Consider the following 19,012-nt stretch of genomic DNA (forward strand, 5'->3'; position numbering starts at 1 on the left):
AAGCCCCGGATTTAGAAGAAAATGGCCCAGGCGCACAGAATGGCCAGGGAAACGAGAAGAGAGACAAGATAAGGAACCACGGCGCGGAAAAGTGCGGTGGCCGGAATGCGGGTGACGCCGCTGACCACGAAGATCAGCATGCCGAGCGGTGGCGTCAGGCCATGGATCATTAGATTGACCACCAGGATGACGCCGAAATGGATCGGATCGATGCCGGCCGCCACGGCAGCAGGCAGCAGGATCGGCCCGAACAGCAGGATGGCCGCCCCGATATCCAGCACCAGTCCCACCACGAGCAGGATGAGGTTGGAAAGCAGAAGCACCGCGATCTTGCTGCCGCCGAGCAACGTCACGAAATCCGTGACGAGGCCTGAGACATTATCAACCGCCAAGAGGAAGGCGAAAGGCCCGGCCGTACCGATCAGAAGACCGATGGCCGCTGCCTCTCCAGCGGATTGTCGGAAGGTTGCAAAAATGCGCCCTGCCCCCAGCCGGTAACCAAAGCCGAGAAGTAGCGTGTAAAGCGCCGCAAGCGCTGCGGCTTCCGTGGTCGTGACAATGCCGATGCGGATGCCGACCACGACGATCACGCCAAGACCGAAGGCCGGTATGGCTGCGATGGCCGAGCGCCAGCGCTCGGCGCCCGTCGCGCGCGGCAAGGTATCGACGCTTCGCACACTGAAATGGATCGCCACCGCAAGGCAGATCGCCATCAACCCGCCGGCAAAGAAACCGCCGACCAGCAGCGAGCCGACCGAAAGATTGGTGGCCGTTGCGAGGATGAGAAACGCGATGGAGGGCGGGATGACATTATCAAGCACCGAGGTGGCGGCGATGATCGCGCCCGCCTGCGCGGGCGGATATCCGTGCTTAACGAGTTCCGGCTGGAAGGTGGACGCGCCGAAGGCGGCATTGGCGACCGAAGAGCCGGATGCGCCGGAAAACAGCACGCTGGTCAGAAGCGTCGTCTGTGCCAGCCCTGCCCGCCGGTGGCCGACCATGGAGGCGGCGAAACGGACCAACTGGTTGGCGACGCCCGATTCCGTCAGCAGGCTTCCGGCCAAAAGGAAGAAGGGAATGGCCAGCAGCAGGAATTTCGACATGCCCGTCACCGTCGAGGATACGATGGCCGGTTCCGGCAAGGTGCTGCCGAAGGCGATCGCCACATAAGCGGCGGCAAGGAAGGCATGGGCGAGCGGTGCCGCCAGCACCAGCCCCAGTGCCGCCGTCAGCGCCAGAAACAGGCTTGGCGGCAGGCTCGTATCGATAAACAGTTCCGGCAGGCCGACATAAGAAACGACCGCGATGGCGACGGAGAGCAGAACGGCAAGCGCCTTGCCTTCACCAACCCGTTGAAGCGCCAGATAGACAAAGATCAGCGCGCCGCCCGCTCCGAGAAAACCGAAGCGCACCCATTCCGGCAGGCCAAGCGTTGGCGACGTGCCGCCCAGCATGGCCGCGATCTCCACCCCGCCGAAGGCGAGGATGAGGGCTGCGACGAAGGAAAAGGCATCGGCCAGAACTTCGGTTGCGGCATGAAAGCGTTCCGGCAGGAAGCGCACGAATACATCCAGCCGCATGGCCAGAGCGCTCTTGAGGCTGAGCGGCGCGCCGACCGCAATCATCGCCACATTGAGCCAGATACCCAGATCTTCCGCGCCGATGAAACCGGTATGGAACAGGTATCGCAGGGCGACATTGACCAGCACCACCACAAGCAGCGTCGCAAGGATTGCGGCGGCAACCGCACCGAGCGCCTTGTCCAGAACGGCAAGCGCCCGTTCGGCCACACGTTGTGGACCAAAGCGCCGTTGCGCGATTGTTGTTGCCGGACTTGCCGTCATGTTGTTCTTCTCCACTCCCGCACCATGCTCAGGAGGCCTTGGCCGAGAGGTCGCGGTCGAACAGGGTCGACCAGGTGAATTGTTTCGCCGCTGACACTTCCCGCGATACATCGAGACGTGGCAGAACCTTTTCGCCGAAGCGGAAGGCTTCCTCCAGCAATGGCATGCCGGATAGGATAAAGGTGTTCACACCCGCCTTCTTATAGGCCTCCAGCGTGCGGATGACAGTATCCGGCGAACCGACAATCGCGGTTCCCGGGCCCGGACGGACAAGCCCGATGCCGGCCCAGAGATTGGGAGCGATTTCCAGATCGTGCAGGTTTTCCGGCTTCTGCCCGCCATGCATCGCCGTCATGCGCTGCTGGCCGACGGAATCGGTCTTGCCGACAAAACGCTGGTTGGCGGCAATCGCGCGCTCATCCATGCGCCCGTAAAGGTCGGCGGCCGCCGCCCATGCTTCTTCATCCGTGTCACGCACGATGACATAGAGCCGAATGCCATATTCCAGTTCGCGGCCAAGCTGCTCCGCCCGCGCCTTGACGAGGTCGACCTTCGCGCCGATCTGATCGGGCGTTTCACCCCAGGAGAGATAGGTCTCGACATGTTTGGCGGCAACATCGATGGCCTTGTCCGAAGAACCGCCGAACCACAAGGGCGGCGGCTCTATGCCCTGCCCCACCGGCAGTGCGAGCTTCGCCCCCTCGGTCTGGAAATGCCGCCCCTTGAAATCCACCGTCTCGCCGGCGAAAAGCCGGTGCCAGATCTGCAGATATTCATCCGCCATATCGTAACGCTCGTCATGCGGCATGGTCATGCCGTAAGCGCCGAGCATTTTCGCATCGCCAGAGACGACATTGATCAGCAGACGGCCACGCGAAAACTCCTGAAGCGTCGCCGCCATCTTGGCAAGCAGCGTCGGCGCAATCAGGCCCGGATGGATGGCGACCAGCAGCTTCAGCCGCTCGGTATAGGAGAGCAACGCACCCGCCAGAACCCAGACATCATGCGCGCCGGTGGCAAACAGCGCGCCGGTATAACCCAGCTGATCGTAAGCCATCGCCAGCTGCCTGTAATAACCGAGATCGACCTTGCGGGAGCCTTCCGGGTGCCAGGGATAGGCGCCGTCGGGCGCGCACATGTACCAGAAAACATTCATCTGTCGCCTCCGACGCTGGCTGATTGCGGGGCCGGGTTTTGCCCGGCCAGAACCGGCAAAGAGACCGGTAAAGAGAAGTGGCCGTGCCTGTAAAGCGTATCGGCCTCCTCCTGCTGTTCGGCAAGGATATTTTCAGCGGCGGGCACCACGGAAAGATCGCGTGAGCGCAGCACCTTCGCCCAGGATGCCGCATCACCCTCACTGCCCGGTTCGGCGGCAAGCAGCGCTGCAGCCCTGTCGATATCCGCCATGACGGCGCGGCCGACGCGGTCCAGTTCGGCCGCAATCGCCTGTCGTGTTTCCTGCGCTATATTGTGACGCGCCAGCGTCCAGAACAGCGATCGGTTGGGAATGGTAGAACCACAACGGACCAGAAGGCTGATCTCCTCATGGGTCAGAGCCTTTTCCAGCCGTGGCGACATCGTTACCCAGGCATCGACACGGCCTTCCACGAGGTCAAGCAGGCTGTCGCTGTCACCGCTTTCAATCCGCGTCACGTCCGAAAGACCAAGACCCGCCCCTTCCAGGCTGCGCGCCAGAAGATAGGTGTGAAACGACCCATCGATCAGCGATATGCGCTTTCCCGAGAGATCAGCGGCTGAGCGGATCGGGCTGTCGCGCCGCACGAGGATTGCGCCATTGGCGGGCCTTGGCGCGGAAGCGGCGATATAGACCGCCGCAAGCCCGCGCGCGTCCGCTTCAATGGGCGGCGTCGAGCCGGTGCCACCGAAATGGATGTCGCCCTTTTCCAGCAGAGCCGCCGTATCGCGTCCTTCGCGATAGGTCACGAATTCCGGATTAAATTGCTCGAAAGCGCCGGGCCAGAGCCGGGCGAGCCGTAAATGCAGATTGTTGGGATGGACCCCGATTTTCATGTCGACACCTCATTTCGCAATCAATCTACTTTTTTATAGAGTGTTTTCGAGGAACGTTTTGGCGATCCTCTTTCGGAAAGCGAAAGAGAAATCTATCAATCCGGTAGATTTTAAAAATTCTGAAACCGCCAGAAAGTTCGCGCCATCAAACCATTGAAATTTATCGTTATACATTTTACTTTTTTATAGTCTGAAACATGGGCCTTTAGTTGTGACGAAACCGGTTTCCAATCTCATCTGCCGCAGTGTGGTGGAAGCAAGCGAACTTTTGAAGCTTGTCGCCAACGCCAACCGTCTGGCCATTGTCTGTTACCTCATGGAAACGGAAGCGTCCGTTTCAGCACTTGAATACGAACTCGGCATTCAACAGCCCACACTTTCCCAGCAGCTAGCCGAACTGCGCGACGCCGGTGTGATCGAAGGTTCGCGTGAAGGCAAGGCGGTGATCTATCGCGTCACCGACCCGCGCATTATCGAGCTGGTTCTGACCCTGCGTGGTCTTTACACCGACCTTTCCGATGTGACGGGCAAGAAAGGCAGGCGCGCTTTGCCGCTCGATGAAGCGATGTTCGACTAGCCTATGATCGACCTCTACACCTGGATCACGCCCAACGGCCTCAAAATCTCGATTGCGCTGGAAGAACTCGGCCTGCCCTATCGCAGCCACGCCATCGACATCGAAAAAGGCGAGCAGTTCGCGGCCGATTATATCCGCATCAATCCCGGCTCGAAAATTCCGGCAATCGTCGACAATGACAACGGCACCGTCCTGACGGAATCAAACGCGATCCTCCTCTATCTCGCCGAAAAGGCCGGCCGGCTCCTGCCCGCCTCTAGCGCCGAGCGACTGACAGTCACCGAATGGCTGATGTGGCAGGCCGCCAATTTCGGCCCGACACTCGGTTATGCCCATTATTTCCTGACCTATCATGCCAGAGAGGCCCCCTTTGCCGAGACGCGTTTTACCGCGGATGTGGAGCGCCTCTACCGGACATTGAACGACCGTTTAACGGGGCGGGAATATGTGGCTGGAGATTTTTCCATCGCCGATATCGCCATCTGGCCATGGGTCTCGCGTTTCGCGCGCCACAAAATCAATCTCGATGATTTTCCGGCGGTACAGCGGTGGTATCGCCAGCTTGGACAGCGGGAAAGTTTTAAGCGCGGTTATCGCGTCCCCTTCGCAACGTCGGATGTGCCGGGACTTTAACAGGCGACGAGATGGCCGGGCGAGACTTCGCGATACTCACGCGGCTTCACGACATAATCGACCGCTCGGATCGGGCTTTTCAGCTCGTCATTCGCCGCACCGCGCCTTGTGTTGCGGCGGTCCGGGTCCGGCACCGGCACGGCGGCCATCAGCTTGCGGGTATAGTCGTGCTGCGGATTGTCGAAAACGGCAGCACGCGGGCCGATTTCGACGATCTCACCGAGATACATCACCGCCACCCGGTGGCTGACGCGTTCCACCACAGCCATGTCATGGGATATGAACAGGAAGGCAAGATCGAGACTTTGCTGCAGATCCAGCATCAGGTTGATGACCTGCGCCTTGATCGAGACATCCAGCGCCGAGACGCTTTCATCGGCGACGATGACCTTCGGCTGCAGCGCCAGCGCGCGGGCAATGCAGATGCGCTGGCGTTGGCCACCGGAAAACTCGTGCGGGTAACGCGCCGCCATATCCGGCGAGAGACCGACCTTTTCCAGCATGTCGGCCACTACCTCCTTCGCCTCGCGGGCGCTGCCCATGCGATGCTCCAGAAACGGCTCGGCAAGCGCCGCACCCACTGTCATGCGCGGGTTGAGCGAGGCGAAAGGGTCCTGAAAGATCATCTGCACCGTCTTGCGCATTTCGCGCATGCCCATCTTGTCGAGGGCGAGAATATTCTCGCCGTTCACCACCACCGAACCGGCATCCGGCTCGATCAGCCGCATGATGGCACGACCGGTGGTCGACTTGCCGCAGCCGCTCTCGCCCACCAGCGATAGAGTCTCCCCGGCCCTCAGATCGAAGGACACATTCTCCACCGCGTGGACGCGGCCGCTGAGCCGTCCCAGCAGGCCGGAGTGAATGTCGAAACGCTTGGTCAGACCCTCCACCTTCAGCACCGGCTGGGCGCTGACATCAACGGTATCGGCCGGGCGTGCCGGTTCCTGCGTTTCCCCCGTGGTGGTGTTGACGATGGGAAACCGGAGTGGCCTTTCCTCGCCCTTCATCGACCCCAGAACCGGAACGGCGGACAGAAGCGCCCGGGTATAGGGATGTTTGCCGCGATGGAAGATATCTGCCGTCGCGCCCACTTCCACCTGCTCGCCACGATACATGACGACGGTACGGTCGGCGATCTCAGCCACCACGCCCATATCGTGGGTGATGAACAGGACGGAGGTGCCCTCCTCTTCCTGAAGCGTCTTGATGAGGTCGAGAATCTGGCCCTGAATGGTCACATCGAGCGCCGTCGTCGGCTCGTCGGCGATCAGGAGCGTCGGCCGGGAAGCGAGCGCCATGGCAATCATCACGCGCTGACGCATGCCGCCGGAAAAGCGGTGCGGATATTCATCGAAACGCGAGGCGGCGGAGGGGATGCGGACCTTTTCCAGCAGGCGGATCGTCTCGGCCCGCGCATCCACTTTCGACATCGGCTGATGGCACAGCAGGGCTTCGGAAATCTGGTCGCCGATGGTGAACAGCGGATTGAGGCTGGTCATCGGCTCCTGAAAGATCATCGCCACCTCATTGCCCCGCACCCGCCGCATGGCGTCCTCGGAAAGCGAGAGCAGGTTGCGACCGCCGAGCAGGATTTCACCCTGAACCCTGCTGCTTTCCCGATCCAGCAGTCGCATGATGGAAAGCGATGTCACGCTTTTGCCCGACCCGCTTTCACCGACGATCGCAACCGTCTCGCCCGGCCCGACATCAAAGGAAATATCACGCACCACGGGTTTCCAGCCGCCATCCACGTGAAAGGACGTGGTGAGATTGCGGACGGAAAGCACGGCATCTTCTACACTAAGCGGTACTGCCTGCGGCATGGTCATGATCGTTCCCTTCTTTTCTTCTCGTTTGAACTCAGGCACGGCGTGGCGGCTTGTTTCTTCTCCCCGCCGGGGAGAAGGTGGCCCGAAGGGTCGGATGAGGGGGCAACGTCAGCGATTGACAGCACCCTTGCCCCCTCATCCCGCTGCCGCGACCTTCTCCCCGGCGGGGAGAAGAAGCTCGCGGCACCCGCTCGTTCCATATGCAGTCGTTATTAGTCCGGCCAGCGCAGCATGCCGTCGAAGCGGTGGCGGCTGCGGTCTTCGAACGGTGTAGCGATCACCTCGTTGGAGGCGCGCGCCTTATCCAGTTCTTCCGCCAGGCGGGAAGCCACGATGGTTTCCTGGCCGGGATGCAGGTTGCAGGGGTCGAGATAGAAATAACGGTGTTCAACCTCGTGATCGCGGGCAATGATCGGCGGATTGCCTCTGGCCAGCGCCGTCGTCAGGTCCCATGCCGTGATATGCGCTTCTTCGGCATCGATGATGACGCGCAGCCGGTCGAGCGGATTGTTGGTCGGATCGGGCTCGATCAGCGCCGTCACGCCGGGGCGTCCGTCCAGCGTCTTTTTCCAGAGGTTGAGATAGCCGGTTTCGCGCTCGCGAATGCCGTCATGGTCACGCTTTTCCCAGGTTTCCAGCGCCGCCATGACGCCGTAAATGCTTTCCTTGCCGACCTTCATGCCGCGGCCGATGCCCATATTCTGGAGGAAAGCATTGCGCACCAGTTCCTTTTTGCCGGCGACGATGCCGGAAGTGGGACCGCCAAGGAACTTGTGGCCGGAATAGAGGACAACATCCGCGCCCGTCGCCAGAAACAGCTCCAGGTCATATTCGGACGCCGCATCGACGATAACAGGCACGCCCTTGGCGTGGGCAATCTCGACGAATTCGGAAAGGTGCAGCAGACCGTAATTCACCACATGGTGCGAGACGACATAAACCGCCGCAGCCGTCTTTTCGGTAATGGCGTTTTCCATGTGGAAACGATGGGTCGATGTCGCCTGGCCGACCAGCACCACCTTGCCGCCGCCGAGGCGGATTGCCTGATCCACCGGCGCGCCATAGCTCACCACATGCCCCATTTGCACCAGAACTTCGTTCTTCTCAGGCGCGACATCGGGCAGCTTTTCGATGGCCAGCAGATTATTGCCGGTAATGGCGCCCGCCACCGCAAGGCTGATGCCGGAGGAACAGGACGCCGTGACGAAACCAGCCTCGCCGCCCGTCAGCCTCGCGATGATCGCGCTTGCCTTGCGTTGCAGATCATTGATCTCGACGAATTGCGGCAGGATGGCCGCCATGGCCTGCACGGCCTCGGGAACGACAATCGACGCGCCGAGCGAGGTCATGGTGCCCGAGACGTTGATGACCGGGCGAAGGCCGATCCTGCTTCTGATATCCTCGGTCATGTCTTTCTCCTGTCTTTGCGATGCGATAGGCATCGACATATATGCCATAATAATGTAATAGCTTCTCAAAACCGATGAGGAGCCAAAATTGGACGCCCATAGACTGGACGAAATGCCTTCAACCGCCGTGTCTCCCACGGAGGAAAATCCGGACGCGAAGACGGCCAAGCGCTCGCGCGTCAGCGGCATCGACCGTGCGCTTCAGGTTATTGATTACCTTTACGAAACCGGATCGCCAGCCGGCGCTTACGCGATTGCCAAGGCGATTAAGGCGCCGCTTTCCACCGTCTATGTGATCATTGACGATCTCGTCGAAAAGAACATGCTGGCGCGCAACGCCGATGGCAACATCTGGCTCGGCGCGCGGCTTTACCATTATGGCCTTGCTTATGCCCGCTCGCTGGATTTCATGGGTGTCGCCACCCACGAAATGCACGATCTGTGCCGCCATGCGGGCGAGACCGTGCAGCTTTGCGGCCGCGATGGCGACCATATGCTGGTGCTTGCCATGGCCGATGGTCCGAGCCATTTTCAGGTCGCATCGCGCGTCGGCACCCGCGTTCCCCTGAACTGGACGGCGTCGGGCCGCCTGCTCGTCGGTCATTTGCCGGAGGCGGAGCGTGTCGAACTGTTCAAGCGCTGCGCCCGCACCTCGCCCACCGGCCGCGCGGAAATCAACCCGGAGACCCTGTCGCAATCGGCAGGCGCCGCTTTCCATGACCGGCTGTCGATACAGGTCGCCGAATCCGATTACGCCGTCGCCTGCATCGCCTCGCCGATCTGCGATAACAGGGGCGAATGCGTTGCGACGATTTCCATCGTGCTGCCGGAACAGAAGGTGCTGGCGGACGAAAACCATTACACCGAACAGGTCAGGGTCTCGGCGGAACGGATCGAAAAGCTGATGGGCTGGCGCAACCACTGAATAGCCTCAACCTTTGAGCGCGACGATCGCTTCGATCTCAACGGTGATGTTGCCCGGCAATGAGCCGAAACCCACGGCGGAGCGGGCATGTTGCCCCGCATCGCCGAACACATCGATGAAGAGATCGGAGCAGCCATTGATAACGCTCGGATGATCGCGGAAATCGCTGACGGCATTGACCATGCCGAGCAGCTTGACGACTTTTTTCACACGCGACAGATCACCCAGCGCTTCATGCATGACGGCAAGCAGATTGATGCCGGTGAGACGCGCATGATTATAGGCCTCTTCCAGCCCGATTTCCGCGCCCACCTTGCCGGCATAGAGACGGCCGTTTTCTTCCCGCGGCCCCTGGCCCGAGAGATAAAGCATGTTGCCTTCCACCACATGGGTGACGAAATTGGCAATTGGCGGCGGCGGCGGCGGCAGGGAGATGCCGAGCGCAGCGAGCCGGTCATAGGGCGAAAGGTGCCCTTCTGCATCAAGCGAAGACTGTTTCACGCGAATTCCTCATAATGCCGGGACGGGTATCCCGTAATGTCTGCGGAAGGCGGAGGGTATGCCCCGCCATTCCATTCGGGTTCAGCGCCAGGAATAACCATGGCTGTGGCGCACCAGCTTGCGCGCCCTTGGAATATAACGGCTGGCGGCAATCGCCTCGGCACCGATGACCGCGTAACGCGGCTCGAACAGACGCGTCAGGCGCGCCACATCGCCATTTGAATCGGTCGCTTCCAGATCGGAATCCACGAGATCGAAAATGGTGAAGTCGGCGCGCTGGCCAACATCGAGACGGTTTTCCATATCGAGGCGGATGACGGAGGCCGGATTGCGGGTAACGGCCTCGACGACATTTTCGAAGGGCATATCAACCGACAGGAGCTTCGACATGGTCGTCGCCAGATCCCAGACCGGGAAATTCATCGAATGGCCATGCAAATCCGTCGAGATCGAGAAGGGCAACAGGCCGCGTGCAATCGCCGCTTCCGCCACCTTGAAGGAGAAGGAGGCGCCGCCATGGCCGATATCCAGCCGGATGCCTTCACCGGCGCAGCGTTCGGCAAGGTTGAACAGGTCCTCGTCTTCCATGATGCTGGAGCCCGACTTGCCGTTGAAGCAATGGGTCACGACATCACCGGGGCCGAGGATTTCCAGCACCTCGTCATAGAGTGCCGGCGGTTCGCCCACATGCACCATCATCGGCACTTTCAGGATCTTGGCGATCTTCTTGCCGAGCTTGACCGGCGTTACACCCCAGGAGCCGGTGATGACATGGCTCGCCCGCACCTTCAGGCCGACAATATGCTCGCTGTTTTCGGCGTAACATTCGAGGATACGATCGAGGTCGATATCCTTGATGTCGCGCAGTTCCGGCACCCGGTTGCAGGCGACAAGGCCGATGGAACCGAGATTGAGGAAGGCCTTGATGCGCTCTCTCGAAGGTTCGATGATATATTCGCGGAAACCATGGAAATTCGCCTCGCCAGCCGAACCGGCATCCACCAACGTGGTCACGCCACGCTCCGCGCCGCATTCGGAGGGACGAATGGAGATATCGGTGCCGCCATGCCAGATATGCACATGCAAATCGACCCAGCCGGGCGAAATGAAGGCGCCCTTGGCATCGATACGCTGCGCATCCGCAGGCGCCTGCAGGGCAGAGCCAACGGCTGCGATCTTGCCGTCGCCGCCGATCAGAATATCGGTCGGGGCATGTGACGCACCCTTTCCGAAACCGACGGGTTTGACATTGGTGAGAAGAATGGGAGCTTGAAAAGGCGTTTTTGCCTGTTCGCCGGACGACATATTACAAATCCCTTCGCAGTCTTGGATCGAGCATGTCCCGCAGCCCGTCGCCGACCATTTGCAGCGACAGCACGGAAAGAATGATGGCAAAGCCGGGGAAATAGGTCATCCAGTCAGCCTGGCCGATATATTGGCGGCCTGCCGAGATCATGGTTCCCCAGGTGGGTATTTCGGGGCTGACACCGAGCCCCAGAAACGAAAGCCCCGCCTCGGCCAGCATGGCGCTGGCGAAAAGGAAGGTGCATTGCACGAGGATGGGCGAGACCAGATTGCGCAGCACATGCCGCGTCATGATGTGGAAGGTGGAAATGCCAAGCGCCTTCGCCGCCTCCACATAGGGCAACTCACGGATCACCAGTGTCGAGGCGCGCACGATGCGGGCAAGGCGCGGCGAATAAACGACTGCAAGCGCGATGATGACAGTCGTCAGCGACGGGCCGAGTGCCGCGACCAGCGCAATGGCCAGCAGAATATCCGGAAATGCCATCATCGCATCGATCAGGCGCGCAATCGGCGTATCCAGCTTCTGGAAGAAGCCGGCAAGCAGGCCGAGCGTGATGCCGATGACCGACGAGAGAAAAACAACGGCCGCGCCAACCAGAAGCGACAGTCTTCCGGCATAGATGGTGCGGGAAAACACATCGCGGCCAAATTCGTCGGTGCCGAACCAGTACAATTCGCTCGGCGGCTTCAGCCGGTTCACGATCGACAGTTTCGACGGCGAATAAGGCGCAATCATCGGCGCGAAAACCGCCAGCAGCACGAAGATGAAAAGCACGATGAGACCGGCAGCGACTGTCTTGCGTTTCAGGAGACGCCGAATGAACAGGATGGTCGGGTTGCGCGCCGGCGGGGTGGTGGAAACAATATTGGCCATCAGTAACGAACCCTCGGATCGACCAGCAAATAGAGCATGTCGATTGCAAAATTGATGAGCACGTAAAGCCCGGCGATGACGAGAAGCGCGCCCTGAATGACCGGATAATCACGCCGGAGCACGGCCGACACGACAAGATTGCCGACACCCGGCAGGCCGAAGACGGTTTCCGTGACGACAGCGCCGGAAATCAGCACTGCGGCGGTGAGGCCAAGCACGGTGAGAATGGGAATGAGCGCATTCTTCAGCGCATGTTTCATCACCACCCGGTGCTCCCTAACGCCCTTGGCTCTGGCGGTGCGGACATAATCGTCACCGAGAACATCCAGCATCGAGGCGCGGGTGAAGCGTAGAATGAGCGCTGAGGAAACGAGGCCGAGCGCAATCGCCGGCAACGTCAGGTGATACATGCGCTCAAGGAAGCTTGCGCCCGGACCGCCATATCCCGACACCGGAAACAGATCGAGCCGGACGGCGAAGAACTGCATGAGGATGAGGCCGAGCCAGAAGCTCGGAATGCTCGCCGCCAGCATCGCAATGGTGGTCGCGGCTTGGTCCACGAAGGAACCGCGCCGGTAAGCGGCATAGATGCCGATGGGCAGTGCGATGACGCTGGCAATCAGCAGCGAAAAGATCGTCAGGAAAAAGGTTGGTTCCGCCCGGTCCAGCAGCGCCGATCCAACCGGCATGTTGAGAAAGATCGACTGGCCGAGATCGCCCTTCAGCAACTGGCCGATATAATAGACATATTGCACGCCGAGTGATTGATCGAGACCGAGGCGGGTGCGCAGCTCGGCAATATCCTGCGCCGAAGCATCCGGCCCCAGCATCACGGCGGCCGGATCACCGGGGGTGACGCGCAGGATGACGAAAACGATGGTGACGACGAGGAACATCACCACGATCATTCCTGCAAGTCTTTGGAAAATATACCGTATCACGTATCAAGGCTCCGAAGCGTGTGATAGGCCGCGACCAGGCGACGGTTGAACTGAGTTAAAGATGGGTGCCGGCAATTCCGGCGCTCAGGATCGGGAAAAACGCTTACTTCCGTCATGCCGGACTTGATCCGGCATCCAGCCACCACGCGTCCGCGTGGTGAAAGAGTCCCTTGTGATCAAGGACTTGATCGCGCTGGATCCCGGCTCAAGGCCGGGATGACGGGTGCGGCTATAGCACCCAGCACCCCGAGACCAAGCTGATCCTATTTCGTAACCGAAGCGTTCCAGAAATACGGCCACGGAGCCGGGTCGACACCATCAAGCTTGTTGGACTTGGCCGCTGCGGCATTGAAGTCGCCGATCTTGATGAGCGGCAGCTCGGCATAGATCGTCTTCTGCACGTTGGCCCAAAGCGCGAGGCGCTTTTCCGGATCGGCTTCCGACGTGAAGGCGTCTACTGCCGCCTTGCGTGCCGGCGTATCCCACCAGCCCGGCGAGCTGGTGGACAGCGCGCCCATCAGCGCCGGTTCCGGCAGGAAGGGGCTGTGGCTGATATAGATGTCCCAAAGCTTCGGATCGGCGCGGCGCTGCGTCAGCGTCGCCCAGTCCACCACCTGCATATCCACCTTGAAACCGGCAAGCTTCAGATATTCCGCCGCCACCTGCGCCATCTTGTAATGGAACTCATATTGGCGGCTGGTGAGGATGCGCAACGGCTCGCCATTATAACCGGCTGCCTTCAGCTTTTCGGCGGCGGCCTCCGGGTTGCCGACATTATAATTGCCCTCGACACCCTCTTCCGTGTGCCAGGAGAAATTGTCGGGGTAATAGGCACCGTCCAGCGCGTAGAAATCCGTGCTGCCGAAAGCGGCTGCGAGCATGTCTTCCATGTTCAGCGCTTCGGTTACGGCCTTGCGGACCTCGAGCTTGGAAGCAAGCCCCTCCTTGGTGTTGAACACGAAGACCGGGAAACCGAATGGTTTTAGCATCATCGGCTGCGAGGCCGACGAGGACTTCACCTTGTCGAAGGATTCCACCGGGATGGAATCGACATAGTCATATTGGCCGGAAACAGCGGCTTCCACGCGGGTATTCGGATCAGGCACCGGAACGAAGCGGATTTCATCGAGATATTGATGGCGTGCACCACCATAACCATCGCTTTCGCCATCACGGGACTTGTAGCCGTCGAAACGCACGAGCTGGATATATTGATCCGCCTTGCGTTCCTTCAGCATATAGGGTCCGGTGCCGACAAACTCGGCCATCGGCTCGGCCTGCTTTTCAGCCGGCAGAATGATGGCGGCGGAGTTGTTGAAAGCCAGAAGCGAGGTCAGCGGCGCATAGGCCTGCTTGAGGGTGATCGTCACCATTCCGGCATCGGGCGCGGAAATATTGTCGATGAAACCGGCGGCCTGCTTGCCGCGCGAGGCGATCTTCATCCAGCGGCCGAGCGAGGCGACGACATCTTCCGAGGTCATGTCGCTGCCGTCATGGAACTTGATACCCTGGCGCAGCTTGATCGTGTAGGTTTTTCCGTCCGCACTGATCTCAGGCAGGCTTTCAGCGAGAAGCGGCGTCACCTTCCAGCCCTTGTCGAAGGTGTAGAGAGTCTCAAAAATATGCTGCGTGACGATGCCGACCAGATCGGCGGTCGAGGCCATGGGATCGAGTGTCGGCGGCTCGCCGATCGTCGCGACGTTGATGACGCCACCCTTTTCCGCAGCCATCATCACACCCGGCGCCAGCAACAGTGCGGCGGTGGCGAGAAATGCAAGTTTACGTCTCATGGTCAAGCTCCCAGCTCTTCGTTCTAACTCGATGTTCCATTATTATGTTATATGCATCTTTATAACAGAATATCTCGATAAGACGCCTTGTCAATGACCATGCGGCGCAATGACGGATTTCCGGTATCGGCGAACTGGAAACAGGATTTTTCAGGGAAACGAAAAGAAGCGAAACGGCACCGCTGACATTGCTGGGCGCGTTCGAAGGGAAACGGCAGCGGAGAATTACGCAGGTTGGATGTTTCGCACTTGCGAACAAAGTGCTATTAAAGATTGGACTGGGACAGACACAACTGCCCATTCTTATTTATCGTTACCTTATTCACCTTCCCGCAGCCGTGTTTTTAAGGGCTGCAGACAGACCTGATATTCAATACCGCCGAGCTTATTCAAAAGCAGACAATACTTTTTTATTACGTTGAAATTATTGAGGAAATTATGAAGACGGCAATTGTGCATGACTGGCTCACCGACAGAGGTGGGGCCGAAAAAGTGCTTCACAACCTTCTCGAGATTTATCCTCACGCGGACCTTTATTGCCTCGTCGATTTCATGAGCGAGCGCGACCGGGGCTTTCTCGGCGGGCGTCCGGTCAACACCTCCTTCATCCAGAAGCTGCCCTTCGCCAGGAAAAAATATCGCTCCTATTTGCCGCTGATGCCGCTCGCCATCGAGCAGTTCGATCTCAGCGGCTATGATCTCGTCATCTCATCCAGCTATGCGGTCGCCAAGGGCGTCATCACCGGTCCGGGCCAGTTTCACGTCTCCTATATCCACAGCCCCATTCGTTATGCCTGGGATCTCCAGCATCAATATCTCAAGGAAACCCGGCTCAATCGCGGCTTCGCCTCGTGGATCGCGCGCGCCATTCTCCACTACATCCGCATGTGGGATATCCGCACCACCCATGGCGTCGATCTGATGACGGTGAATTCCAAATTCATCCGCAGCCGCGTGCGCAAATGTTATGGGCGCGATTCTACGGTGATCTATCCGCCTGTCGATACCGCGCATCTTTCCCCTTCCGACTGGAAAGGCGATTATTTCGTCACCGCTTCACGGCTGGTGCCTTACAAGAAGGTGCACCTGATCGTGGAGGCCTTTGCGAAGATGCCCGACAAGCGGCTTGTCGTCATCGGCGACGGTCCGGACATGAAACGCATCCGCGAAATCGCTGCGCCGAATGTCGAAATCCTCGGCTTTGTCGGCAATGAGGAGCTTCACAAATACATGGCGGAAGCCAAGGCTTTCGTTTTTGCCGCGGAAGACGATTTCGGCATCGTGCCGGTCGAATCCCAGGCGCTCGGCACGCCGGTCATCGCCTATGGCAAGGGCGGCGTGCTGGAAACCGTCGTTCCGCTCGGCGCCTCAAACCAGCCGACCGGCCTTTATTTCGGCGAGCAGACACCGGAGGCAATCTGTGCAGCGGTTCAGGAATTCGTCGAGAATTCCGACAGTTTCGACAAGAGCGCCTGCATCGACAATGCCGCCCGCTTCTCGCGCGAGCGCTTCCTCAGGGAATTCGCAGATACCGTGAATTTCGCACTGGCTGAGCGGGCGTGATGACGCAGCGCCCTCAGTCTGCATCTGTCCTCAATAACAACTCCTGTTGAGGGCTCACATGGGACCTAGAACACCGCGCGACAACAGTTATGATATTGCCAAAGGCCTGTGTATTGTCCTTGTTGTTTTCGGCCACGCGGAAAGAGGCCTAAATGGTTCTGGCGCGCCCCCGCACTTCAGCCTCATCGGCTTTGCCGACTATGCAATTTACACCTTCCATATGCCGTTTTTTTTCTTCGTGTCGGGATTATTCTTCGCCGGACAAAATACCGCACCTAAGGATTTCTTCGCCAAGCTCGGAAAAAATATCGCGTATCCCTATCTATTTTGGTCGGTCCTGCATGGTAGCCTAATGGTGATAATGGGGCATTTGGGTCTCACAAACACGACTATTGATTTCACTAGAGTGCTGGAAATTCTATGGAGTCCGATTAGCCCCTTCTGGTTTCTCTACGCACTCTTTTTCTGCCAACTCGCATCCTATCTGTTCGCAAGGGTACCCGCCCTTGTCCGCATGGTAGTCGCGCTTGTCCTCTTCATCTTCATTTATCTGCACAGCCAGCCGGTCCAGTGGGACATCGCCTACGGCTTCATCTATTTCACGCTTGGCATTGTTGCCAAGCAATATGGCTTTCAGCAGTGGCGATACACGACGCGCTCGTTTCTGGCGCTTTTGACCGCCTTTGCGATTTCCACCTGTTTCTCGTGGCAAATTGAAATCCCCGAACGGCTTCCTTTTTTATCCGCGATCCTTGGCATATTCTTGGTTATCGCAATTTCACAAGGATTGGTTATTCGCGAGAACGCGATTTCGCTAATGCTCAAGACACTGGGCCAGCTGTCCGTCGGCGTTTATGTAATGCATATCATCGCAATCGGCTTTGGCCGGGCTATCGCGGTAAAGTTGCTCCACGTAACAGACATGGCTAGCCTGTTGGCGATCACGACGATCATTGGCATTGCCCTGCCCACCATTGTTCAAATGGCCGCTATACGTTTCGGGATATATGAATGGGTGGCCCTGCCTGCCTCGGCGCATCGCCGACGCGATGTTGCTTCAGAGCAGCCGGAGAAACCGATTAACGCAGACGCAACATTCGCCATTCCGGAACTAAAAAATGACTAAACGTCATCCTGAAGCTCCTTGTTTCAGAAGCACCTATTCCTGACACCGTAAAAAAAATATATAGAACAATTGATTAGGCACCACTGAAGTCAGCTGAAAAAGAAACCGTGCAAGCGTGACAAAACTGCACTAGCGCAATGCAGCAATCAAAGAGATTATGACGAAAATTGAATATTGAAGAGCGACAATACTGACACCATCAGGGAATTCAAATATCGCACCTGTTCCGGATTTTTCTGGTGCGATTGAGAGATGAAGAACTTGAAGCATCGCTTTAAATTAGGCATAGGCTTGATTGGGAGATGTAAACATCTCGGAATGCGATTCCGCTGAAGGGATGTAATACCGGTTTGGATTTCCTTTACCGGCATCATGTAAGAAGTGCTTGTTTTTAAAAAATTATACGGTGTCCGGATTATTTCCACTTTTTCGGACGGAATTCATTTTGAGGACCAAATGCGTTTATTGAATGTTTCGATTCTGCTTGCCTCTGCAGCACTTTCGGGTTGCACGGTCACTGCGGCCTCCGGCCCTGATGCGGCGACGATCGAATCCAACGCTTCCGTAAAATTTGCGTCCAAGGACAAACACAAGACCGCAGGCGTCGATTACGCCCTGATCGATGTCAACAGCGCCGTTCTCAACTACGTCGGAGACACCACCAACACCACCCTGCTCGGCAGCTTCGGCGGCGGCAAGGGTGGCGTGCCGGCGCTGCCGATGGGTGTCGGCGACGTGGTGCAGGTTGCGATCTTCGAAAGCCAGGCGGGTGGCCTGTTCATTCCAAATGACGCCGGCAGCCGTCCCGGCAATTTCATCAGCCTGCCGAACCAGACGGTGGACCGTGAGGGGAATATCAGCGTTCCCTATGCCGGCAAGATCCGCGCCACCGGCCGCAATGTCGAGGATGTGCAGAGTGAAATCGAGGAACGGCTCGCCAACCGCGCCATCGAACCGCAGGTTCTCATCACCAAGATTTCCAGCCGCTCCGCACAGGCCTCCGTGCTGGGCGACGTCAAGGAGCCGACAAAGGTTCAGCTTTCGGAAGCGGGCGATCGTGTTCTCGACGTCATCTCCTATGCAAAGGGCCTGAGTGCGCCGAATATCGAATCCTACGTCACGCTGATCCGCCGCGGCAAGACCGCCCGCATCAACTACAACCACCTCGTCAGCACGCCATCGGAAAACATCTATGTGGTTCCGGGTGACACAATCATGGTGGAGCGTGAGCGCCGCACCTATCTCGCCTTCGGCGCTTCCGGCCTGAACGGACGTTTCGAGTTCGAGGACGCCAGTCTGAAGCTTTCGGATGCGCTCGGCAAAGCCGGCGGCCTGCTCGATTCCCGTGCGGACCCCGCGCAGGTCTATATTTATCGTACCGTGAGGCGCGATCTTCTCGTGAAGCTCGGCATCGATACGTCGAAATTCCCCGGGCAGGAGATTCCGGTCATCTTCCGCGCCAACCTGCGCGATCCGTCGACCTTCTTTGCCACCACGAAGTTCCCGATGCAGGATCGCGACATCATCTACGTCACCAATTCGCAGGCGACAGAACTTTACAAGTTCCTGGATCTCGTCGGCTCCGTTCCGGCAACCACGGGCAATGTTGCAGAGGATGTGCTTACGACACGCAACGCCATCCGGGCCTTCTGACGCTC

At 58.7% G+C, this 19,012-nt stretch carries 16 protein-coding genes; 6 read left to right on the forward strand and 10 right to left on the reverse strand.

The annotated features are described in order from the left end of the window. Nucleotides 1–11: 11 nt before the first annotated feature. The 3 genes from CFBP5499_RS16955 to CFBP5499_RS16965 are packed head-to-tail and all read right to left on the reverse strand — an operon-like array spanning nt 12 to nt 3,875. A complete protein-coding gene (locus tag CFBP5499_RS16955; RefSeq protein ID WP_080829747.1) occupies nt 12–1,844 on the reverse strand; it encodes a TRAP transporter large permease subunit in 1,833 nt (610 codons plus the stop codon). 28 nt (nt 1,845–1,872) lie between these two features. Then, nucleotides 1,873–3,000, reverse strand: coding sequence for an LLM class flavin-dependent oxidoreductase (locus tag CFBP5499_RS16960; RefSeq protein WP_080829746.1), 1,128 nt, complete (start codon nt 2,998–3,000; stop codon nt 1,873–1,875). Then, on the reverse strand, nt 2,997–3,875 hold the full coding sequence (locus tag CFBP5499_RS16965; RefSeq protein ID WP_080829745.1) for an ABC transporter substrate-binding protein: 879 nt from the start codon (nt 3,873–3,875) through the stop codon (nt 2,997–2,999). The genes CFBP5499_RS16960 and CFBP5499_RS16965 overlap by 4 nt, the downstream gene beginning before the upstream one ends. Before the next feature lie 211 nt (nt 3,876–4,086). On the opposite strand from CFBP5499_RS16965, the gene CFBP5499_RS16970 reads away from it, so the two are divergent. Together CFBP5499_RS16970 and CFBP5499_RS16975 are read left to right on the forward strand one after the other, a co-directional pair. Then, complete coding sequence (locus CFBP5499_RS16970) at nt 4,087–4,452, forward strand: ArsR/SmtB family transcription factor (protein ID WP_035220809.1); 366 nt, start codon at nt 4,087–4,089, stop codon at nt 4,450–4,452. Nucleotides 4,453–4,455: 3 nt separating this feature from the next. After that, a complete protein-coding gene (locus CFBP5499_RS16975; protein WP_080829744.1) occupies nt 4,456–5,085 on the forward strand; it encodes a glutathione S-transferase family protein in 630 nt (209 codons plus the stop codon). Here the strand turns inward: CFBP5499_RS16975 and CFBP5499_RS16980 are convergent. Together CFBP5499_RS16980 and CFBP5499_RS16985 are read right to left on the reverse strand one after the other, a co-directional pair. After that, entirely contained in the window at nt 5,082–6,917 is a 1,836-nt protein-coding gene (locus tag CFBP5499_RS16980) for an ABC transporter ATP-binding protein (RefSeq protein WP_080830227.1), read from the reverse strand. The two genes, CFBP5499_RS16975 and CFBP5499_RS16980, sit on opposite strands and share 4 nt — an antisense overlap. Before the next feature lie 212 nt (nt 6,918–7,129). Then, nucleotides 7,130–8,326: an aminotransferase class V-fold PLP-dependent enzyme gene (locus CFBP5499_RS16985; RefSeq protein WP_080829743.1), complete on the reverse strand. Its 1,197-nt coding sequence runs from the start codon at nt 8,324–8,326 to the stop codon at nt 7,130–7,132. A gap of 88 nt (nt 8,327–8,414) precedes the next feature. Between CFBP5499_RS16985 and CFBP5499_RS16990 the strand changes: the two genes are divergently transcribed. Further along, nucleotides 8,415–9,251 (forward strand): IclR family transcriptional regulator, encoded by an 837-nt coding sequence (locus CFBP5499_RS16990; RefSeq protein ID WP_065117648.1) that lies wholly within the window; start codon nt 8,415–8,417, stop codon nt 9,249–9,251. A gap of 6 nt (nt 9,252–9,257) precedes the next feature. Here CFBP5499_RS16990 and CFBP5499_RS16995 read toward each other — a convergent pair whose 3' ends face one another. The 5 genes from CFBP5499_RS16995 to CFBP5499_RS17015 form a co-directional block, all read right to left on the reverse strand. After that, the gene (locus tag CFBP5499_RS16995; RefSeq protein ID WP_080829742.1) at nt 9,258–9,752 is read right to left on the reverse strand and encodes a RidA family protein; all 495 of its coding nucleotides are present in this window, start codon (nt 9,750–9,752) and stop codon (nt 9,258–9,260) included. Between the two features lie 81 nt (nt 9,753–9,833). Then, a complete protein-coding gene (locus CFBP5499_RS17000; protein ID WP_080829741.1) occupies nt 9,834–11,057 on the reverse strand; it encodes an amidohydrolase/deacetylase family metallohydrolase in 1,224 nt (407 codons plus the stop codon). Between the two features lies 1 nt (nt 11,058). Next, nucleotides 11,059–11,934, reverse strand: a complete 876-nt coding sequence (locus tag CFBP5499_RS17005; protein WP_080829740.1) for an ABC transporter permease — start codon at nt 11,932–11,934, stop codon at nt 11,059–11,061. Next, nucleotides 11,934–12,875 carry an ABC transporter permease gene (locus CFBP5499_RS17010; protein ID WP_175416806.1) on the reverse strand — a complete coding sequence of 314 codons (942 nt, stop codon included), beginning with the start codon at nt 12,873–12,875 and terminating at the stop codon, nt 11,934–11,936. The genes CFBP5499_RS17005 and CFBP5499_RS17010 overlap by 1 nt, the downstream gene beginning before the upstream one ends. 263 nt (nt 12,876–13,138) lie before the next feature. Continuing rightward, nucleotides 13,139–14,665, reverse strand: a complete 1,527-nt coding sequence (locus tag CFBP5499_RS17015; RefSeq protein WP_080829738.1) for an ABC transporter substrate-binding protein — start codon at nt 14,663–14,665, stop codon at nt 13,139–13,141. Nucleotides 14,666–15,103: 438 nt separating this feature from the next. Here CFBP5499_RS17015 and CFBP5499_RS17025 point away from each other — a divergent pair, with 438 nt between their 5' ends. The 3 genes from CFBP5499_RS17025 to CFBP5499_RS17035 all read left to right on the forward strand — a co-directional run bounded on the left by CFBP5499_RS17025 (nt 15,104) and on the right by CFBP5499_RS17035 (nt 19,007). Further along, the gene (locus tag CFBP5499_RS17025; RefSeq protein WP_080829737.1) at nt 15,104–16,228 is read left to right on the forward strand and encodes a glycosyltransferase family 4 protein; all 1,125 of its coding nucleotides are present in this window, start codon (nt 15,104–15,106) and stop codon (nt 16,226–16,228) included. Nucleotides 16,229–16,286: 58 nt separating this feature from the next. Further along, on the forward strand, nt 16,287–17,354 hold the full coding sequence (locus tag CFBP5499_RS17030; RefSeq protein ID WP_080829736.1) for an acyltransferase family protein: 1,068 nt from the start codon (nt 16,287–16,289) through the stop codon (nt 17,352–17,354). A gap of 456 nt (nt 17,355–17,810) precedes the next feature. Then, entirely contained in the window at nt 17,811–19,007 is a 1,197-nt protein-coding gene (locus CFBP5499_RS17035) for a polysaccharide biosynthesis/export family protein (protein WP_080829735.1), read from the forward strand. The last annotated feature ends 5 nt before the right edge of the window (nt 19,008–19,012 follow it).

This window comes from Agrobacterium tumefaciens (assembly GCF_005221325.1).
Taxonomy (GTDB): domain Bacteria; phylum Pseudomonadota; class Alphaproteobacteria; order Rhizobiales; family Rhizobiaceae; genus Agrobacterium.

What these genes read in the sequence shown, in the direction of transcription:
- CFBP5499_RS16955 (WP_080829747.1), bottom strand. Translation starts at nt 1,844, where the DNA reads ATGACGGCAAGTCCGGCAACAACAATCGCGCAACGGCGCTTTGGTCCA.
- CFBP5499_RS16960 (WP_080829746.1), bottom strand. Translation starts at nt 3,000, where the DNA reads ATGAATGTTTTCTGGTACATGTGCGCGCCCGACGGCGCCTATCCCTGG.
- CFBP5499_RS16965 (WP_080829745.1), bottom strand. Translation starts at nt 3,875, where the DNA reads ATGAAAATCGGGGTCCATCCCAACAATCTGCATTTACGGCTCGCCCGG.
- CFBP5499_RS16975 (WP_080829744.1), top strand. Translation starts at nt 4,456, where the DNA reads ATGATCGACCTCTACACCTGGATCACGCCCAACGGCCTCAAAATCTCG.
- CFBP5499_RS16980 (WP_080830227.1), bottom strand. Translation starts at nt 6,917, where the DNA reads ATGACCATGCCGCAGGCAGTACCGCTTAGTGTAGAAGATGCCGTGCTT.
- CFBP5499_RS16985 (WP_080829743.1), bottom strand. Translation starts at nt 8,326, where the DNA reads ATGACCGAGGATATCAGAAGCAGGATCGGCCTTCGCCCGGTCATCAAC.
- CFBP5499_RS17000 (WP_080829741.1), bottom strand. Translation starts at nt 11,057, where the DNA reads ATGTCGTCCGGCGAACAGGCAAAAACGCCTTTTCAAGCTCCCATTCTT.
- CFBP5499_RS17005 (WP_080829740.1), bottom strand. Translation starts at nt 11,934, where the DNA reads ATGGCCAATATTGTTTCCACCACCCCGCCGGCGCGCAACCCGACCATC.
- CFBP5499_RS17015 (WP_080829738.1), bottom strand. Translation starts at nt 14,665, where the DNA reads ATGAGACGTAAACTTGCATTTCTCGCCACCGCCGCACTGTTGCTGGCG.
- CFBP5499_RS17025 (WP_080829737.1), top strand. Translation starts at nt 15,104, where the DNA reads ATGAAGACGGCAATTGTGCATGACTGGCTCACCGACAGAGGTGGGGCC.
- CFBP5499_RS17030 (WP_080829736.1), top strand. Translation starts at nt 16,287, where the DNA reads ATGGGACCTAGAACACCGCGCGACAACAGTTATGATATTGCCAAAGGC.
- CFBP5499_RS17035 (WP_080829735.1), top strand. Translation starts at nt 17,811, where the DNA reads ATGCGTTTATTGAATGTTTCGATTCTGCTTGCCTCTGCAGCACTTTCG.